The sequence below is a fragment of the Amycolatopsis sp. NPDC005003 genome, assembly GCF_053600695.1.
On sequence record NZ_JBSGAI010000021.1, the window covers coordinates 88,509 to 106,675 of the forward strand.

The 18,167-nt window shown below is 71.2% G+C and carries 10 protein-coding genes; 3 read left to right on the forward strand and 7 right to left on the reverse strand.

Annotated features, from left to right (window positions below):
- Window positions 1-7 precede the first annotated feature (7 nt).
- From ACWED2_RS24285 to ACWED2_RS24295, 3 genes are read left to right on the forward strand one after another with little or no spacing between them, the layout of a single operon-like run.
- Complete coding sequence (locus ACWED2_RS24285; RefSeq protein WP_449692781.1) at window positions 8-4,813, forward strand: amino acid adenylation domain-containing protein; 4,806 nt, start codon at window positions 8-10, stop codon at window positions 4,811-4,813.
- A complete protein-coding gene (locus ACWED2_RS24290; RefSeq protein WP_449692782.1) occupies window positions 4,810-10,050 on the forward strand; it encodes a type I polyketide synthase in 5,241 nt (1,746 codons plus the stop codon). Before ACWED2_RS24285 ends, ACWED2_RS24290 begins: the two co-directional genes overlap by 4 nt.
- Window positions 10,051-10,061: 11 nt before the next feature.
- A complete protein-coding gene (locus ACWED2_RS24295; RefSeq protein WP_449692783.1) occupies window positions 10,062-10,847 on the forward strand; it encodes an SDR family oxidoreductase in 786 nt (261 codons plus the stop codon).
- Between the two features lie 12 nt (window positions 10,848-10,859).
- Here ACWED2_RS24295 and ACWED2_RS24300 read toward each other — a convergent pair whose 3' ends face one another.
- The 7 genes from ACWED2_RS24300 to ACWED2_RS24330 all read right to left on the reverse strand — a co-directional run bounded on the left by ACWED2_RS24300 (window position 10,860) and on the right by ACWED2_RS24330 (window position 18,153).
- A complete protein-coding gene (locus ACWED2_RS24300) occupies window positions 10,860-12,053 on the reverse strand; it encodes an ATP-grasp domain-containing protein (protein WP_449692784.1) in 1,194 nt (397 codons plus the stop codon).
- A 64-nt stretch (window positions 12,054-12,117) separates the two neighbouring features.
- Entirely contained in the window at window positions 12,118-13,608 is a 1,491-nt protein-coding gene (locus tag ACWED2_RS24305; protein WP_449692785.1) for a formyltransferase family protein, read from the reverse strand.
- A complete protein-coding gene (locus ACWED2_RS24310; RefSeq protein WP_449692786.1) occupies window positions 13,605-14,639 on the reverse strand; it encodes an HAD-IIIC family phosphatase in 1,035 nt (344 codons plus the stop codon). Before ACWED2_RS24310 ends, ACWED2_RS24305 begins: the two co-directional genes overlap by 4 nt.
- Window positions 14,636-15,805 (reverse strand): acyl-CoA dehydrogenase family protein, encoded by a 1,170-nt coding sequence (locus ACWED2_RS24315; protein ID WP_449692787.1) that lies wholly within the window; start codon window positions 15,803-15,805, stop codon window positions 14,636-14,638. Before ACWED2_RS24315 ends, ACWED2_RS24310 begins: the two co-directional genes overlap by 4 nt.
- Entirely contained in the window at window positions 15,802-16,056 is a 255-nt protein-coding gene (locus ACWED2_RS24320; RefSeq protein WP_449692788.1) for an acyl carrier protein, read from the reverse strand. Before ACWED2_RS24320 ends, ACWED2_RS24315 begins: the two co-directional genes overlap by 4 nt.
- Entirely contained in the window at window positions 16,046-16,918 is an 873-nt protein-coding gene (locus ACWED2_RS24325) for a 3-hydroxyacyl-CoA dehydrogenase family protein (protein WP_449692789.1), read from the reverse strand. Before ACWED2_RS24325 ends, ACWED2_RS24320 begins: the two co-directional genes overlap by 11 nt.
- On the reverse strand, window positions 16,915-18,153 hold the full coding sequence (locus ACWED2_RS24330; protein WP_449692790.1) for a hypothetical protein: 1,239 nt from the start codon (window positions 18,151-18,153) through the stop codon (window positions 16,915-16,917). The genes ACWED2_RS24325 and ACWED2_RS24330 overlap by 4 nt, the downstream gene beginning before the upstream one ends.
- Window positions 18,154-18,167 lie beyond the last annotated feature (14 nt).

The following is an 18,167-nucleotide window of genomic DNA, read 5'->3' on the forward strand; positions in this document are numbered from 1 at the left end:
CCCCGGCTTGGTCCGGGAACGCACCCTGCTCGCTCCGGACGCGACGGCCTGCGTCGACGAACAACGTCGCCTGACCTATCGCGAGCTGGACCTGGCCAGCGACGCACTGGCGGAGACCATCGCCGTCGCGACGGGCGGACGACGGGGCGCCGTGGTCGTCCGGCTGCCCAGGAGCACCGATCTGCTCGTGGCGTTGCTCGGGGTGCTCAAGGCGGGGTGCTGGTACCTTCCGATCAGCCTCGACGAGCCTGCGGCCAGGGTCCGGGCGATGCTCGACGACGCCGAGCCACTCGCCGCGGTGACCGGACCGGCAAACGCCGTCGACGGCCTCCAGCCGCTCCCGGTACCCGCGCCACCGGAGCAGGCCGATCTCCGTCCGTTGAGGACGGTCGGACCGCTCGACCCGGTGTACGTGCTGTTCACCTCCGGCTCGACGGGACGACCGAAAGGCGTGCTGCTCGGCAGTGCCGCGTTGTGCAACCGGATCCTGTGGATGCACGAACGGTACGAGCTGGCCGAGCACGAGGCAGTCCTGCAGAAGACACCGTGCACGTTCGACGTGTCGGGCTGGGAGCTGTTCTGGCCGCTCGTGGCCGGTGCCCGCTGCGTGTTGCTGCCCGAGGGCGCCCAGCGCGATCCCGGGCGCATCGCCGCGACCGTCGCGGCACACCGGGTGACCACGTGCCACTTCGTGCCGAGCATGCTCGCGGAGTTCCTGCGCGCCGGCCACGCCTGCCCCTCGCTGCGCCGGGTGTTCTGCAGTGGTGAGGCCTTGCCCGCCGCCGTAGCGGCCCGATTCCACGAGGTGTTCGACGCGGAACTGCACAACCTGTACGGCCCCACCGAGGCCGCGATCGACGTCACCCACTGGCCGGTGCCCAAGTCGCTCCGGCCGGACGACCCGGTGCCGATCGGCGCTCCCATCGACAACACGACCCTCCACGTGCTCGACGAGGCCGGCCGGCCGGTCCCGGCCGGGGAGCGTGGTGAGCTGTGGATCGGCGGTGTCCCGGTCGCACTGGGCTATGTCAACCGGCCGGATCTCACCGAACAGGCCTTCCGGGAGCTGTCCGGACAGCGCTGCTACCGGACTGGTGACCTGGTGCGCGTGCGGGACGGCCAGGTCGAGTACCTCGGCAGGCTGGACGACCAGATCAAGGTGCGCGGAGTGCGGATGGAGCCGGGTGAGATCGAGCACGCGCTGGCCGCGCACCCGGCCGTCGCGCAGGCGGTCGCCGTGGTCGTGGACGGTACGCTCCTCGCCGCAACCACCCCGGCCGGGCCCGACGCGGTCCTGCCGTCCGGACCGGAGCTGCGTGCCTTCGTGGCGGCACGGCTGCCTTCCGCGTACGTGCCGTCCGCCATCCGCTGGTTGCCGGCCATTCCGGTCAACGGGCACGGGAAGGCCGACCGCGGGTCGCTCGGAACGGAGCTGGCGCAGTGGTGGGCACGAACACGTGAGGCCGCCGCGGCCGACGACTCGGACCTGGCCTCGATGTGGTGGCGGCTCGTCGCTCCCACCGCCGACCCCGCCGCCGGCTTCGTGAGTCTCGGTGGGCACTCCCTGCAGGCCGTGCGGCTCGTCGCTTGGTGCCGGGAACGGTTCGGCGTCGACGTTCCGCTGTCCTTCCTCTTGGACGACAACGCCTCCCTGGGCCGGCTGGAAGAACTGATCGCCGGCGCGGCACCGGTAGCGCGGACGGGCCGGACGGCGGTGCACGACCGGCCGTCCGGGCGTCTGGGCCCCGGCCAGCACCGGATCTGGCTGTGGAGCAGGCTCCACCCGGAGTCTGCCGCGTACAACGTCGTGACGGTGCTGAACCTGACCGGCGAAGTCTCGGTGACCGCCCTCCGTGAGGCGCTGACAGACGTCGTCGCGCGGCACGACGTCCTGCGCGCGCGCATCTCCGGCGACGAGCCGGTCGTCGAGTACCTGCCGGCGGCCACCCCGGAACTCGTGGTCCGGGAGACGCCCGAGCCGACCGACGTCGAACGCGACGCGTTCGTCCGGGAGATCGTCGGCACGCCGATTCCGATGGATCAGGCCCCGATGCTGCGGGCCGGCGTGCTGTGTGGCCCGTCCGGGCGTAGCTGCCTCGCCGTTTCCCTGCACCACGTCATCGCCGACCAGCGGACCGCCGAAATCGTCCTGACCGGTCTCGCGGCCGCCTACGCGGCACGGTCGCGAGGGGATCGGCCCGAACTCGGCCCGGCCCCCGGCTACGCCGGCCGCGCGGAGTCGGAAGCCGGGGAGGTCGGGTCTTCACGCTGGCAAGCCGATCTCGACCACTGGCGGGCGCTGTTGCTGGACGCGCCCCGCGACCTCCGCCTGCCGTTCCGCCTCGCTCCCGGCCACCCGGCCGGCCGGACCGGCGAGCCGCACGTCCGCCCGCTCGGCACCGCGCGCAGCGACCGGCTTCGTGAGCTCGCCGGTGCCGAAGCCGTCACTCCGGCAATGCTCCTGCTCTCAGCGGTCGCCGTCGTGCTCGGCGCGTGGACCGGCCGGCACGATCTCGTGCTCGGCGTACCCGCCTCCCGGCGACGCACCACCGAAGAGCACGACATGGCCGGCTTCCTGGTGGACACCCTGCCGGTGCGGATAGCGCTCGATGACCACGAGGACTTCCGGTCGCTGCTGGCGCACGTGCGGCGGCGGCAGGTGGACGCGCTCCAGCACAGCCTGCCCCCGTTCGACGCGATCGTGACACACCTCGGCGTGCCGACCCGCCCGGACCGCCATCCGCTGTTCCAGGTTTGGGTGAACGACCTCAGCCAGGCCGCACCCCCTCCGCGGATGCCCGGGTTGCTGGTCGAGCAGATCGATCCACCGGACGCCCCCGCGCTCTTCGACCTGAACTTCTACCTGCGTGTCAAGGACGGCGGCTACCGGCTCGACCTCGTCCGCGCGGTCGACCGGATACCGGCCGAGGTCGCGGACGAACTGGCCGACCAGTGCCTCGTCGTGCTCGACCAGGCGCTGGCCCGGCCCGCGGTCCGGCTCGCCGAGATCGCGCTCGGCCCGCCCCGCCCCGCCCCCGAACCGCGGTCCGAGAACGTGACGCCCCCCTTGACCGAGCAGGTGCTTGCCGTTGCGGCACGATCGCCGCGCGCCGTGGCCGTGCTGGGTCCCGACGGGACAACGCTGACCTACGGGCAGCTCGCCGACCGGGTCGAATCCATGGCGTCGCGGCTGCGCGACAGCGGTGTGGAACCCGGTGACGTCGTCGAGCTTCCGGCGACGCGCACCACCTCGCTCCCGGTCTTCCTGCTGGCGATCTGGCGAGCGGAAGCCGTCGCGGCACTTCTCGACAGCACGTTGCCGACCGGGCGGCTCGGCACTTGCCGGAACCAGGTGCGCCCCGGGTACGTGCTGTCCGGCGACGGCACCCCGCGTCCCGGCGTCGCGGCGCCCCGCACACTCCCCCACGCGAGCCACATCCTGTTCACCTCCGGCAGCGGCGGGCGGCCGGCCGGAGTGGTCGTCTCCCCCGAGGCCCTCGCCGCCACGATGTCCTGGTACGCCTCGAACTTCGCGATGTCACCGCGAGACCGGGTCGGCCTGCTGTCCGGCCTCGGGCACGACCCCGTCCTGCGCGATCTCCTCACGCCACTGCTCGGTGGCGGGACACTGGTCGTGCCACCGGCCGACGTGTTCGATCATCCGGCACTGCTGTTCGACTTCCTGCGCACCCGGCGGATCACCGTGCTGCACGCGACACCTGCGCTCCTCGAACTCGTGCTCGCCGGGGCGGACGGCCGCCTGCCGGCTCTCCGCCTGGTCGTCTGCGGCGGCGCGCCACTGACCGCTCAGCTCGCCGTCCGGATCCGAACCCTCGGCGACCCGACCGTCGTCAATGCCTACGGCACCACGGAGACCCCGCAGCTCGCCACGTACCACCAGGTCGGCGACGAACCTCTGTCCGGCGAGACGCCGGTGCCCGTGGGCACCGCAATCCCCGGGCGACAGGCCCAGGTGATCGACGAACACGGCGCTCCGTGCGGTGTCGGGCAGCTCGGCGAGGTCGTCGTGACCGGTTCACTGGCGACCGGCTATCTCGACGACGCCGTGCCGGGCCGGTTCGTGTCCCTCTCATCCGGAGAAGCCGCTTTCCGCACCGGTGATCTCGGCCGGGTCGACCCGTGGGGCCGGCTCCACATCGACGGGCGCACCGACCGGCAGGTGCTCGTCAACGGGCTTCGCGTGGCGCTGGAGGAGATCGAGGCGGCCGCGCTCCGGGGTGGCGGCGTCAGCCAGGCCACCGCCGCGCTCGTCACCACCGAAGCCGGCGAGACACTGACACTGCACGTGGTCGGTGCACCGAAAGGCTCTCCGGACGCGCCGGCGCTGCGGGCCCGCCTCGCCGCCGAGCTGCCGAGAGCGGCGGTACCTGCCACGATCCGGTTCGTCGACCGGCTTTCCAGGGACAACAACCACAAGGTGGATCGCGAGCAGACCGGCGCAGGTGCCGGCATGGTGGTGAACGGCGCGGATCCCGCCGTTGCCCGGCTCGGCGAGTACATCGGCGCGCTGCTCGACCGGCCGCTCGGCGCGGACGAGAACTTCTTCGACGCGGGGCTGAACTCCATGGCCGTGCTGCACCTGCACAGCCGGCTCGTGCGCGAGTTCGGTTCGCGGCTCGTGATCACGGACCTGTTCACCCACACCACACTGCGTTCCCTGGCCAGGTTCCTTGGCGGCGCCGCGCCCGTGCCGGCCGGGAACCGGGTCTTGGGGGCGGCTCCCGCGCGCTCCGCCGACCTCCGCCGCGCACTCCGCGCCGACCTCTACCGCCGCGACCAGGAGACCTCATGAACGACATCGCCGAACCCGTCGCGATCATCGGGCTGGCCGGGCGGTTCCCCGGCGCGCGCAACGTGCACGAGTACTGGGACAACCTGTGCGCCGGGCGGGAGTCCGTCGAGTTCCCCACCGACGCCGATCTGCTGGCGTTCGGGGTGCCGCGGGCCGCACTGCAAGACCCCAACTACGTCAAGGCGATCGCGCAGGCACCCGAAATCGACCTGTTCGACGCCGACTTCTTCGGCTTCACGCCCCGAGAGGCGCAACTTTCGGATCCGCAGATCCGGCTGCTCCTGGAGACCGCGCACTCGGCGCTGGACGACGCGGGGTACGCCAACGGGAGCGTGCTCGACATCGGAGTATTCGCGGCCGCCGGCGTCAACCGCTACGGCTCCATGGACGGCAAGACCGGCAGTGCCCTGCGTAGCGCCTCGGGGCTGTCGCTGGGCGTGCTCAACAACACCGACTACGTGGCGACCCTGATGTCCTACAAGTTCAACCTCAAGGGTCCCAGCATGACCGTGCAGACCGCCTGTTCGAGCTCGATGGTGGCCACCCACCTCGCCGTGCAGGCGCTGCGCAGCGGCGGGTGCCGGATCGCGCTCGCAGGCGGAGCCGCGGTGGAGTACCCCGTCGGGCACGGGCACTGGTGGGCGCCCGGCAGCCCGCTCACCAGGGACGGGCACGTCCGCCCCTTCGACAGGGCGGCCGGTGGGACGCTCTTCGGCACCGGCGCCGGTGTGGTCGCCCTCAAGCTGCTGCGCGACGCGGTGGCCGACGGTGACAACATCCGTGCGGTCATCCGCGGTATCGCGGTGAACAACGACGGCAACGACAAGATCGGGTTCAGCGCGCCGAGCGTCGCCGGTCAGTCCGCGGCGATCATCGAGGCCATGACGATGGCCGGCGTGCGGCCCGACCAGGTCTCCTACGTCGAGGCGCATGCCACCGGAACACCGCTCGGCGACCCCATCGAGATCGCCGCGTTCCGAGACGCCTACACCAGGCTCTCCGGCGAGGACCTCGAACCCCAGTTCTGCGCGATCGCCTCGGTGAAGGGCAACGTCGGCCACCTCGGGCACGCCGCGGGAACCGCCGGACTGGTCAAGGCCGTGCTGGCGCTGGAGAACGAGAAGATCCCGCCCAGCATCAACTTCCGCGAACCGAACCCGCAGGCGGAGCTGGGCCGGTCCCCCTTCCACGTCAACGACACCCTGCGCGACTGGCCCCGCGTCGCGGGACGGCCACGGATGGCCGCGGTCAACTCGCTCGGCATCGGCGGCACCAACGTGCACACCGTGCTGGAAGAGGCGCCGGTACGGGTCCCGGCCGAGACCGGTCACCGTCCCGCTGTGGTCGTCTGGTCGGCGCGGACGGCGGGGGCGGAGCAGGAGTACCGGCCCCGGCTCGCCGAGTGCCTCGCGGGACGCGACGTCGTGTTCGACGACGTCGTCACCACGCTCCAGCGCGGCCGCGCCGCGCACGACGTCCGGTCCGCGGTCGTGGTCTCGAACGCGCAGGAGGCGGCCGCCGCACTGACCGGGGTCGCGGGCGCCCCCGGCGTCATCGCGGGCACGGCCGCGACGCCCCGCCCGGTCGCGTTCCTGTTCCCCGGGCAGGGATCCCAGCACGCCGGCATGGCCGCGGGGCTGTACGGCGCCGAAGCCGGGTTCACCCGCGCGCTCGACGAGTGCCTCGCGTTGCTCGACGAGCACGGCGTCGGCGCCACGGCGACGTGGCGGTCGGCGACGGACGATGAGCGGCTGCGGGACACCGCACTCGCTCAACCCCTGCTGTTCGCCGTCGAGTACGCCTTGAGCCGGATGTGGCTCGGGTTCGGCGCCCGTCCCGCCCGGTTGCTCGGACACAGCGTCGGCGAGCTCGTCGCGGCGACCGTGGCCGGGGTCTTCCCCCTCGCCGACGCCGTTCGCCTGGTTGCCTCCAGAGCACGCGCGATGGCCGCGATGCCGCCGGGACAGATGCTCGCCATCTCCGCGCCGGTGAACGACGTGGTCTCGGCACTGCCTCCTGGTGTCGACGTCGCGGTTGTCAACGGACCACGCCAGACGGTCGTGTCCGGGCAAGCGCCTGCCCTGGACGCCTTCGCGCGGCAGCTGTCCGAACGGAAGATCTCGAGCAGGGTGGTGCGCACCTCCCACGCCTTCCACGGGGCGGACATGGCCCCCGCGGCCAAGGAGTTCCTGCGGGCGTTCGACGGGATCGCCGCCCGGACGCCTGCCATCCCGGTGTATTCGGGGGCGACCGGCCGGCTGCTGACCGAGACGGAGGCGGCGGATCCCGGTTTCTGGGCCGGGCAGCTGAACAACACGGTGTGGTTCGGTCGCGCGGTGGACGCTTTGCTCGCCGACGGCGACCACACCCTGCTCGAGGTAGGCCCCGGGCAGGCGCTGACCAGCCTCGTCAAGCCCCACCCCGCGGTCACCGGCGGTGGCAGCGTCGCCGTCCCGACGCTGCCGAGGCGGGGCGGCGCAGAGGACGACTGGGAGTGCGTGCTGACCGCGGTCGCGCGGCTGTGGACCAGTGGCGTCGGAATCGACTGGCCTGCTGTCACCCAACGCGCGCCGGGCCGGTTCACCTCGCTTCCCGCTTATCCTTACCAGCGGAAACGTCACTGGATCGACGTCGAGGACGATTCGAAGCCGGTGGCCGGGGAAACCGTTTCCCCGACGCCACCGGAGCCGGCCACGCCGTTCACGACGTTCTCCTGGACCCCGGCCCCGCGCACGGCTACCCCGGCCGCTCACGACGGCGAGCACGCGCTGGCCATCCTGCCCGAGGACCGGGGCGGCGCCGCACGGGTCATCGCGGCCCTGCACCAGGCCGGCCTCCGGGTCATTCCGGTGCGACCGGCACAGGACTACCAGGAGACGGGCAGCGGCTTCCGCGTCCGCGCCGGGTCCACGGCGGACGTCGAGGAGTTGTTCGCCGCGTTGGCCCGGCGGCAGATCGTTCCCCGTATCCTGGTGCACGCGGCGACGGTCGGGACCTGGGCGGCGCCCACCACCGCAACCGTGGCAGGACAGCTGGAACTGGCGTGCGACAGCTTGGTGCGGCTCGTGCAGCACGGCGCACGACGAGGTGCTCCAGGGCTGCTGGTGCTGACCGAGCGTTCAGCGAACATTTCCGGCGGAGAGCCGGTCGATCCGGTCAAGGCCACACTGCACGGGTTCGTGCGCACCCTGCCGCTCGAAGAGCCCGGTACCGTCGCGAAGCTCGTCGAGCTGGGCGGTGACGTCGGCGAGGACGAGCTCGCGGAGGAGATCCGTGACTGGCGGTCCGAAATCGTGGCGCTGCGCGGGGATCGCCGCTGGATCGAGGTGGAACGCCCGTACCGGCCACGGCCCGCCGCGATGCCCGCCCTCCGTGACGGCGGCGTCTACCTGCTGACCGGCGGACTCGGCGGGCTCGGAATCGAGGTGGCCAAGAGCCTTGCCCGCACCGGCCTGGGTCCCAGGCTGGTCCTACTGGGCCGCACCGGCTTGGACCCTCACGCGACGGACGAGCGCACCGAACGGGTCCGTGCGGGGCTCGACGAGATCGAGGACCTCGGCGCGTCCTACGAGGTGGTGACCGCCGACGTGGCCGACCCCAGCGCCCTGCGGGTGGCTCTCGACGACACCACCGCGACCCTCGGTCCGGTCAGCGGTGTCTTCCACCTCGCGGGAGTGGCCGGAGACGGCATGGTGCAGTTCCGCACGCGGGAACAGATCGACGCCGTACTCGCTCCCAAGGTCGCGGGCACGCTGGCACTCGCAGAGGCGTTCGGCGGCCGGCCGCCGCTCGACTTCTTCGTCACGTTCTCCAGCACGGCGGCCGTGCGGGGCCTGCGAGGCAGCGGTGACTACGCTGCGGCGAACGCCTTCCTCGACGCGTACGCGAACGCGGGACAGGCACCGAGCCGCCGGGTCCTGAGCATCAACTGGCCCGCGTGGAACACCGTCGGCATGGCGGTTCCCGGCCTGCTGCGGGAAGCAGAGCGGGCCTGGCGGTACACCCTGGTCCCCGGCGAGTACGCGGTACTCGACGAGCACCTGGTCAACTCCCGTCGGGTGCTGCCGGGCACCGGACACCTCGATCTCGTCGTCCGCGCGTTCCGGGAAGTGGTGCTCGACGGCGCCCCCGCAGCGGTGCGCCTGCGCGACGTCGTGTTCCAGGCACCCCTCGTCGTGGAAACCGTGCGACGAGTGGAAATCTCCTTCGAGCCGCGTGGTGACGCCTGGGGATTCACCGTCCGCTCGCAGGATGCGACGGGCGGAGACGACCAGGTTCACGTGGTGGGCGTCTCGGCGAGGGCGACGTCACCTGCCCGCAAGGTCGACCTGCCCGCCCTCGTGGCGAGGATGTCGGACCGGCGGCGGCCGCCCGCCCGGACCGGCGGACCGAAACTGGTGGGGTTCGGACCACGCTGGGACAACGTCGTCGAGATCGGGTTCGACCCGGCCAACCCGCATGAGAAGCTGATGGCGTTGCGGGAACCGGCCGCCTTCGAGACAGAGGTGGGAAGTCACGAAGTGCACCCGCCGCTGCTCGACAACGCGACGGGTTATGCGCGCGACTCCGAGCGCGACCCGGAGCACCTGCCGTTCATGTACCGCGAAATCGTGGTGCGTGAACGGCTGCCCGCGAGTCTTCACAGCCACATCCGCCGGCGCCAGGATGTGCCGGGGGTGATCACCGCCGACATCGATCTGATCACTCCCGACGGGCGGGTCGTCGTGGAGGTGGAGGGTTTCACCATGCGCCAGGTCGCGGCGGGGTTCGAACCGCGGGGCCAGGCGGAGCCGACGCCGACCGCACCGTCACCCCCGCAGACGGGAATCGACCCGGACACCGGGACACGGCTGCTGCTCGACCTGCTGAACGCCCGCACACCGCGGCAAGTGTGCGTCGCAGCCTTCCGCGACGGCGCGCCGATGCCCCTGCCTGATCGGCCGGCGAACACCGCCGGGGAACAGGCCCCGCCGGCGCAGCAGGAGCCGGCCGCCACCACGAACGGAGCGGGTGGAGTCGAAGGCGCCCTGCGCGCGCTGTGGACGGCTGCGCTCGGCATCGAGGACATCGGCGCCGACGACGACTTCTTCGAACTGGGTGGGAGTTCTCTCACGGCGGTCGACTTGATGTCGAACATCCGGGACCGCTTCGCCGTCGACCTGAGTATCGCCGCACTGTTCGAGTACCCCACGCTCGGCGCGCTGGCCAGGGAGCTCAGCGAGCAGGGTGCACGCTGAGGGAGGGAAGCATGTCGGGAGTGTTCGTCGACGGTCTGCTGTCCGGGCAGGTCGCCGTCGTCACCGGTGGGTCGAGCGGGATCGGTCTCGGCATCGCCACCGGGTTCGCCGGGCTCGGGTGCTCGGTGGTCATCGTCGGTCGCACGCGCGAGCGGCTCGACGAAGCCGCGGCGGCCGTCGTCGAGCGCACCGGCCGTACGGCACACACCTTCGTGTGCGACGTCCGTGACAGCGAACGGGTCGACGCCCTTCGGGAACACGTGCTCGACCAGCTCGGTGTCCCGGGGATCCTGGTGAACAACGCCGCCGCGAACTTCGCGATGGCCGCCGAACGCATGACCCGCCGCGCCTTCTCCACGGTCGTCGACATCGACCTCGGCGGCACCTTCAACGTCACGAGGACGTTCATCAACGACATGATCGGCAACGGCGGCGGCAACGTCGTCAACATCGTGGTCGCCGAGGCGGACCGCGGGTTTCCCGGCTACTCCCACGCCGGCGCGGCGAAGGCGGCGATCATCTCGCTCACGCGCAGCTGGGCGCGTGAATGGGGGCCGCACGGCGTCCGCGTGAACGCCATCGGGCCCGGCCCGGTGCCCACCACCGGGGTAGCGGCCAACATGCTCGGGCTCGCCGACACGACCGCGGCGTTCGACGACTCGGCCCACCGCATCCCGCTGGGCCGGCTCGGCACCGTACAGGATGTGGCGGATGCCGCGACCTTCCTCTGCAGCCCGGCGGCCGGCTGGATCACCGGGATCAGTCTCACCGTCGACGGCGGCGCCAACCTCCCGTGACAAGCTCCGCCGTCACACCGGTTCGAGGTCCGCACAGCCGGCCGCCGCCCCGTCCAGCTCGGCGACGACCGCCGCCAGCGCCTCGTGGTCCGGCGCCTCGGCCCGCACGGAAAACATCCGGTCGGCGAGCCCGTTGCGCCAGTCGAGGACCGTGCCCCGCTCCGCGAACGGCTCCACCTCCCACACCCCCGCGATCCGCCGGAAGGGTTCGTCCACGATCCGGCGCACCCGCACCCGATCCATCGGCGGCAACGCGAGGTACAGCAACGCGGCACGGTCGAATGCCGCTGGGCGGTCCGACACCGGCCGGCCGAGCGCGGCCCGGACGGCCAGGCGCACGGGACTGGTGTCCGAACACCGCGACATCAGGCGGGCGATCCCGCCTCCCAACCTGCCGTTGACCTCGATCACCCTCGGTCCGTCCGGCGTCAGTTTGATTTCGGTGTGGGTGATCCCGACGCGCACGTCCAGCGCACGCAACGCATCCCCGGCCAGCTCGACGACCTCGTCACGGAGCTCCCCGGACAGCGAGCTGGGGATGATCGTCCCCCGCTCCCGGAACGGTGCGGCGAGCGGAAGCTTGTCGCAAACCGTGAAGTGGTTGCCGGTCCCGGCCACGCTGACGGTCTCGACGGAGACGTAGTCCCCCAGCCACTCGCCGGCCGGGTGGCGGCCCGGCCGCAGCAGCTCCTCCACCTCCCAGCTCCGTTCGCCGGTACCGACGCGGAACGGCAGCACGGTGTCGATCGCCGCCACCAGTTCGCGCTCGTCCGCACAACGCACCGTGTACCGCCCCGAGTCGCCGTGCACCGGTTTCACCACGACGGGATAGCCGACCCGTCCGGCGGCAGCGCACAGCTCCGACGTGTCCGCGACCGCTTCGTGCCGCGTCACGGACACTCCCGCGGCGTTGAGCAGTGCGCGTTGCCGCGACTTGTCGGTGAGGGCCGCCGCGGTGTCCACGCTGTGCTGCGGCAGCCCCAGCTCCTGAGCCAGCGCGGCGGTGGTGCGCAGCTGCGCCTCGCTGAAGGTCACGATCCCGTCGACACCCGCCCCGCGCAGGTCGCCACCGGCTGCCAGGTCCACGACCGGCGCCAGCGCCTGGAGCAACGGCGCCACCGCCGCGCAGTGCGGGTCGCGGGTGTCGGTGACGAACAACACCCGTGCCTCCGGCTCGACCTCCCGCACGATCGTCGTGGGGCTCACCGAGCCGAACCCGTACACAACCGCGACAGTCCGCGGAACCGGCGAATCCATGCGATGTCCCTCCTCAGCCGACGAGTGCCCCGGCGAGCACGGACGCCACCGCGAACCCGGTCTCGGCGTCCGGGGCCAGAATGTGCAACCGCTCGGCGGACTCCTCGAGGCAAACGGTCACCGTCGGCAGGGGCCGCAGGCGCACAGGCCCCGCGTCGAGCACGAACGCGATCTCGGGCACCAGTTCCCGTGCGCCGTGCCGGCGCACGGCGACGTCACGGGCATAGGTACCGTGCGCCACCGCGACATCCACGGCCGCGCGGTCCGGCGCGCGAGTGTCGACGGTGACCGGCACGGCGGTGGCGAACACCGCGTCGAGCCCACCGGGTGCCCCACGAATCTCCGTCTCGCTCCACCAGAACGTCTGAGTCGGTTCGCCGAAGCCGGCCGAATAGGTCACCCACGCCCGCGCGAGCGCCGCGAGCATGGCTCGCCGGTCGGACGGGTTCGCCACGGCGCCACCCGGCCTCGGCAGCCGCACCGCCGACCAGTGCGCCCCCGTGGCGCGGACCCGGGCGAGCACCGGAGACGGCCGGACCGCCGCCAGTGCCGAGACCCAATGGTCCTCGAACAGGCACAGCTCGGCGTCGCGTGCACCGGCGCGGCGACACAGCTGTTCGGGCGGGAGGAGCAGATCGGCCGCGGGGTCGACACCGATCGCCTCGGCCCAGTCCCGGCCGGACAGTTCCGCTCCGGACAGAGTGCGCACGCGTTCGACACCCCACCGGCGGCCCTCGGTTGTCACCGGCACGGCGTCGGGCGGCAACTCGCCCCCGCTGCCGAGGGCGACTTTGTCCAGCACCACCAGCGAATCCCGCACCAGGAGCTTCGGCAAGCCGAATTCGTTGTCCAGGCGGCCGACGGTGGCGGCCCGTTTCCATCGCTGCGCCTCCTCGCCCGGCACCACGTCGCTCACCAGTCCCGCGCACGGCAGGCGTTGGCGGCGGGAGTGGTACCCGCGCCTGCTCAGGTCCTGGGGAACCGGGTTCAGCGCGCCCCGCTCTGCCTGGTTCAGCAACTCCTCGAACGTCGCGAGACCGTGGTCGTAGCACTTCACGTTCAGGGTCAGCGCAGTCTCGTCCTCCGCGAGCGGGAACAGGCGCTGCACCAGGATCTCGCCACTGTCCAGACGTTCACGCAGCACGTGCCAGGTGACGCCGTACTCACGTTCGCCGTTGGTGATCGCCCAGGACGTCTGGTGCACCCCGGCGTAACGCGGCAGCGGGGAGCTGTGGAAGTTCGCCGCGAGCTCGGTCGCCGCGGCGATCTCGTCCGCGGTGAGCACGTCCGGGTTGACGACGCTGAACAGCCAGTCCGGCTTGCGTCCCGGTAGTTCGCGGACACGATCGGCGTCGGGGACGCCGAGCCGCCGCCCCCAGTCCCGCGCCAGGCCTGGCGCGCTCGCGAGGCCCGTCAGCCGATGCCCTCGAGAAAGCAGCCGCTCACCGCACTCGACGAGCAGTGCGCCCTGTCCCACCAGCCAGCAGGTACGTGGGGTGATCACCGCTCCACCACCATCAGGTACGGAGGGATCGGGCGAGACATCGTGGTGTCGCACTCCAGCAGCGACGGCGGTCCCGGCCGGAAACCGGCCAGCCGAAACGCGACGTACATCGGGCGGTTGCGACCGGTGTCGGCGAAGTCGGCGAACAGCGCGACACCCGCCGCCGCGGCCCGGTTGGCGATGATGTTCAGCAGGATGCCGCCGATCCCGCGGTTCAGCACACGGCACGACGTGAGCAGCAGCCGGATGACCCACCGGTCCCCGTCTTGCTCGACCACCGCCAGGCCGATCTTGCCGTAGCCACCGAACCGGTCGGTGAGCTCGGCGACGAGCACATCGTGCCGGCCGGAGTCCAGCAACCCGCGAAGCTCGTCGATGTCGTAGGTCCGCCCGGTCGAGTTGAGCTGGTTGGTGCGAATCGTCAGCTCCCGCATCCTGGCCAGGTCGGCCGGCTCTGCGGGCGAGATGACGAGCCGCATCTCCAGCGACGCCAGGAACTCCGGTCGTGGCCCGCTGTACTCCTGTTCCGCGGCGGTCCTGGCCAGATCGCTGCGGTACATCTGCCGCCGGGTGGCCGACTCGGCGGTGGCCACCGCCCGGAGTGCCGGGTGGCTGGTCAGCGTGGACACTTCGTCCGGGGTGAAACAGCGGACCTCGGGATGGACGGCCGACACCTCGGCACGTTCGACGGGATCGTCGTCGACGAAAGCGATCGCGTCGAGCCCGATCCCGAAGTCGGCTGCGATGGCCGCGACGGAGTCCGATTTGGCTCCCCAGCCGATCCGCGGATGCAGGAAGAATTCGGCGAGACCGAGCTCCGCCAGCCGGGCGAGAGCGTCGGCCGGTTCGTTGCGGCTGGCGATCGAGTGCAGCACCCCGCGCCGGTCCAGCGAGGTGACCACTTCGGAGACCCCGGTGCGGAGCCGCGACGCGCCGCCCTCGAGCAGGATCCCGTCCCAGACGGTCTGGTCGAGGTCCCACACGACCACCTTGATCGGCCGATCGCCCGCATCCTCCTGTCGAGCGGTCATTCCGCGCCGCCTCGGCCGACAGCCGCGAACGGTCCCTTGGCGAACCGGCGTACGTGTCCGGCGATGGTCGTCTGGTGCACCTGTTCGGTGCCCTCCACGATCTCCAGCAGCTTCGCGTCCCGGAAGTAGCGCTCGACCGGCGAGTCCCGCGACGCGCCGAGCGCCCCGTGCAGCTGCACGGCGTCCCGGGACGCCTGTGCGGCCACCTGAGCCGCGAAGTACTTCGCCATCGAGGTGTGCACGGGCGCGTCCGGTGAACGCTCGTCCCGCAGGAGCGCGGCCTGCGCGCAAAGCGACCTGGCCGCATTGGTACGGACCATAGTGTCCGTCAGCGTGCGGCGCACGAGCTGGTGTTCCAGCAGCGGCACACCGAACTGACGCCGCTCGTGGACGTGGTCCGCACACGCCCGCAGTGACGCCTGGGCGACACCGACCGCACCCCACCCCAAGCAGAACCGGCCGTGGTCGAGTGCAGTGGCCGCGACATGGGTGAGCCCCCGACCGGGACCGGCCAGCACCTGGCCGGCGGCGACGGCGACGTCATCCATGTCAATCGTGCAGAGCATGGCGCCGCGGAAACCCAGCAGGGGATCCACGGGTGTCACGTGCAACCCTGGGGTGTGCCGGTCGACGAGCGCCGCCAGCGGTCCGTCATCGGATTGGGCCAGCACCAGGAAGACATCGGCCCGTTGTCCTCCGGACAGCCAGGTCTTGCAGCCGGTCAAGCGGAATCCGGTGCCGTCGGGCACTGCTTTCGTCGCGATCGCCGCCGTGTCACTGCCGGCACCCGGTTCGCTCAAGGCGAACGACAACAGCACTGCGCCCCGGGCCGCGGCGGCCAGTATCTCGGCGACGTGGTCACCCCGGCCCCACCGCAGGATCGCTCCGGCCGCCATCATGTGTGCGGTCAGGACGCTCAGCAGCGACATCCAGTGGCCGCCGAGCTCCTCGCACAATGCGCCGAGATCCTGCTGGGACAGACCGAGCCCGCCCCGGTCGACCGGGAAGGCCGGCAGCAGCAGCCGGTCGGCCGCCAGCGCGGCGAACAGGTCGTCCGGAACGGCCCCGGCCCGCTCGGCCGCCGCCACGTCCGTGTCCGGGGCGTCCAGGTGTGCGCGAAGACGAGCCAGCGCGCGCCGTCCCTCGGCACTGATCCGCACGGTCACGGCTGGGCGACCGCCGCGCGCCTGCTCGCCACGAACCGCGTGATGCGGTCGATCGATCGCAGGTGCGCCAGATCGAGGTCGGTACCCGTCATCGCGACGTCGAAGGTGCGCTCGATCCACATCACCAGCTGCACAGCGAACAGGGAGTTCACATAGCCGGACGCGAAGATGTCTTCGTCGTCCGTCACCTCCGCACCGCCGACGTGCCGTGTCACGAAGTCGCGGATGACCGCGCGATCTTCATCCGGCATTCCGCATCTCCTGCTCCTCGTAGGGGTAGAAGCCCTCGCCGCTCTTACGTCCGAGCCGCCCGGCGTCGACCAGCTGTTTCAACAGGACACAGGGCCGGTACTTGGGATCGCCGAAGTCGTCGAACAGGACCTCCAGCGAGAACAAGATCGTGTCGAGACCGATGAGGTCCGCCGTCTCGAGCGGCCCCATCTTGTGACCGAAACACTGCCGGAAAAGCCGGTCGACGTCCGCCGCCGTCGACACACCCTCGTGCACCAGGAAGATCGCCTCGTTGACAGTCAGCATGAGCACCCGGTTGGTCACGAACCCGGGAGAGTCGTTGACGACGACGCTGTCCTTGCCCGCCGCCGCGAGCAGTGCCCGCGTTGCCGCCACTGTTGCGTCGGTCGTGTGCACTCCGCGAATCACCTCGACCAGGGGTTTCATCTGGGCGGGGTTCATGAAATGGGTGCCGACCACCTGCGCGGGACGGCCCGTGAGTGCGGCCACCCGGGTGATCGGAATCGCCGACGTGTTCACCCCGAACAAACAGTCCGGCCGGCAAACCTGTTCCAGTAGCGGGTAGATCTCCCTCTTGACGGCCCACTTCTCGATCGCGTTCTCCACCACGAACACGGCATCCGCGAGCTGCTTGACGTCCGTCCCGAACGAGATCCGCTCGAGCACTTCCTTCCGCGGTGGGATCTTCCTGCCGAGCAGCGGCGCCATCCTCAGGTCGTGCGCGATCAGTGACGAAGCGCGGTCCAGAGCCCGCGCGTCGATGTCGACGACGGTGACGCTGTGACCCGCTTCGGCGAACACCTGGGCGACGCCGACCCCCATCGTGCCGGCGCCGACGACACCGATCCGGTCGTGGTTCATGTGTTTCCCGTTCTCTTCGTGGCCAGGGCACGCGGTACTTCCGGCACCGGGGCAGCGGCCTGCCTGGTCGTGAGGGACCTCGGCCAGCCGCCCGGGTCGAGTCCGTGCCGGCAGACGAACGCGTAGGCCAGCCTCTCAAGCCCGAAACCGACGCACCCGGAATACGCGATCTCTCCACCGGGCAACCGGATCCCGAACGCGTCACCGAAGAACCGGTCGTGCAGGTTGAACGAGCCGACCGCGACGTCACGGTCCGCCCCGACGTCCACCCGCAGCTCGCACTTGAGGCCGAGCAGCCGCTGCGACCAGATTCGGCTGCCCGTCTCCGGGCCGGCGAAGAACGGATCGTTGGCCACCACGAGCCGCGCGCACAACCCCCATTCCTCGACCAGCTCCTCGACCCGGTCCAGGAACGCCGCGCGGCAGCGCAGCACGTGGTCCCGGTCGCCGAGGAACACGACCTCGCGGATCGTGAAGTCCCACAGCCGTTCGAGGCTCGTGTGGTACCGCGATTCGTGGCGGAAGGACTTGCCCCGAGCCGTCACGACGGCGTCAGGCCGGACGAGCGTCCCGCCGTCGAGTTCGTGGAAGGTGTGGTAGCACATCGTCGGTGGCAGGCAGTAGTCGACGTTGCCGCACCGGGACAACACCTCGGGGCCGAGGATCTCGGACTCACGTGCGTGGCCGGCGAACTCCTGATATGTCGCCAGGTCCGTGTGGAGCCGGGTGACGAACATCGCGAACTGCGGGAACGACGTGTAGTAGCCGCACCGCTGCAGCGCCGAGGTCCGGAGCAGTGTGGGGTACCGCCGCTCGACACCGCCCAGGCCGGTCGCGATCGCCGCCAGCCGTCGGTCGAGCAGATCCATCAGTTCCAGCATTGGTGAACCGAGTGCGACCTGCCCCTCGCCGACCGGTGTCGCGGCGCCGCGAAGCACCATCTCCTCGAAGGTGCCGTCCCGCACCGGCGCATGGGTGCTCGACCGCCAGAGCACCTTCTCCGTCGGGGCGCGTTGGCTGAGGACATCGTTGACGACGATGTGGTCCAGCCCGGCCGACAGCTCGGCCTCCGATACCCCGCGCGCCAACTCCAACTCGACCGCCACGACCTCGTCGCCGTCGTCCACCAGCCGGAAACCGGTGATGGCGCTGGAAAGGAAGTAGATCCTGGAGGTCAGCTCGGCCTTCAGCTCGCACGGCACCGGGGTGCGGAGCCGGATCGTGCGGCCGCTCACGTGAGTCCCCACCA

Excerpts from the sequence above, each read along its gene's own strand:
- ACWED2_RS24290 (WP_449692782.1), top strand. The coding sequence starts at position 4,810 with ATGAACGACATCGCCGAACCCGTCGCGATCATCGGGCTGGCCGGGCGG.
- ACWED2_RS24295 (WP_449692783.1), top strand. The coding sequence starts at position 10,062 with ATGTCGGGAGTGTTCGTCGACGGTCTGCTGTCCGGGCAGGTCGCCGTC.
- ACWED2_RS24310 (WP_449692786.1), bottom strand. The coding sequence starts at position 14,639 with ATGACCGCTCGACAGGAGGATGCGGGCGATCGGCCGATCAAGGTGGTC.
- ACWED2_RS24320 (WP_449692788.1), bottom strand. The coding sequence starts at position 16,056 with ATGCCGGATGAAGATCGCGCGGTCATCCGCGACTTCGTGACACGGCAC.
- ACWED2_RS24325 (WP_449692789.1), bottom strand. The coding sequence starts at position 16,918 with ATGAACCACGACCGGATCGGTGTCGTCGGCGCCGGCACGATGGGGGTC.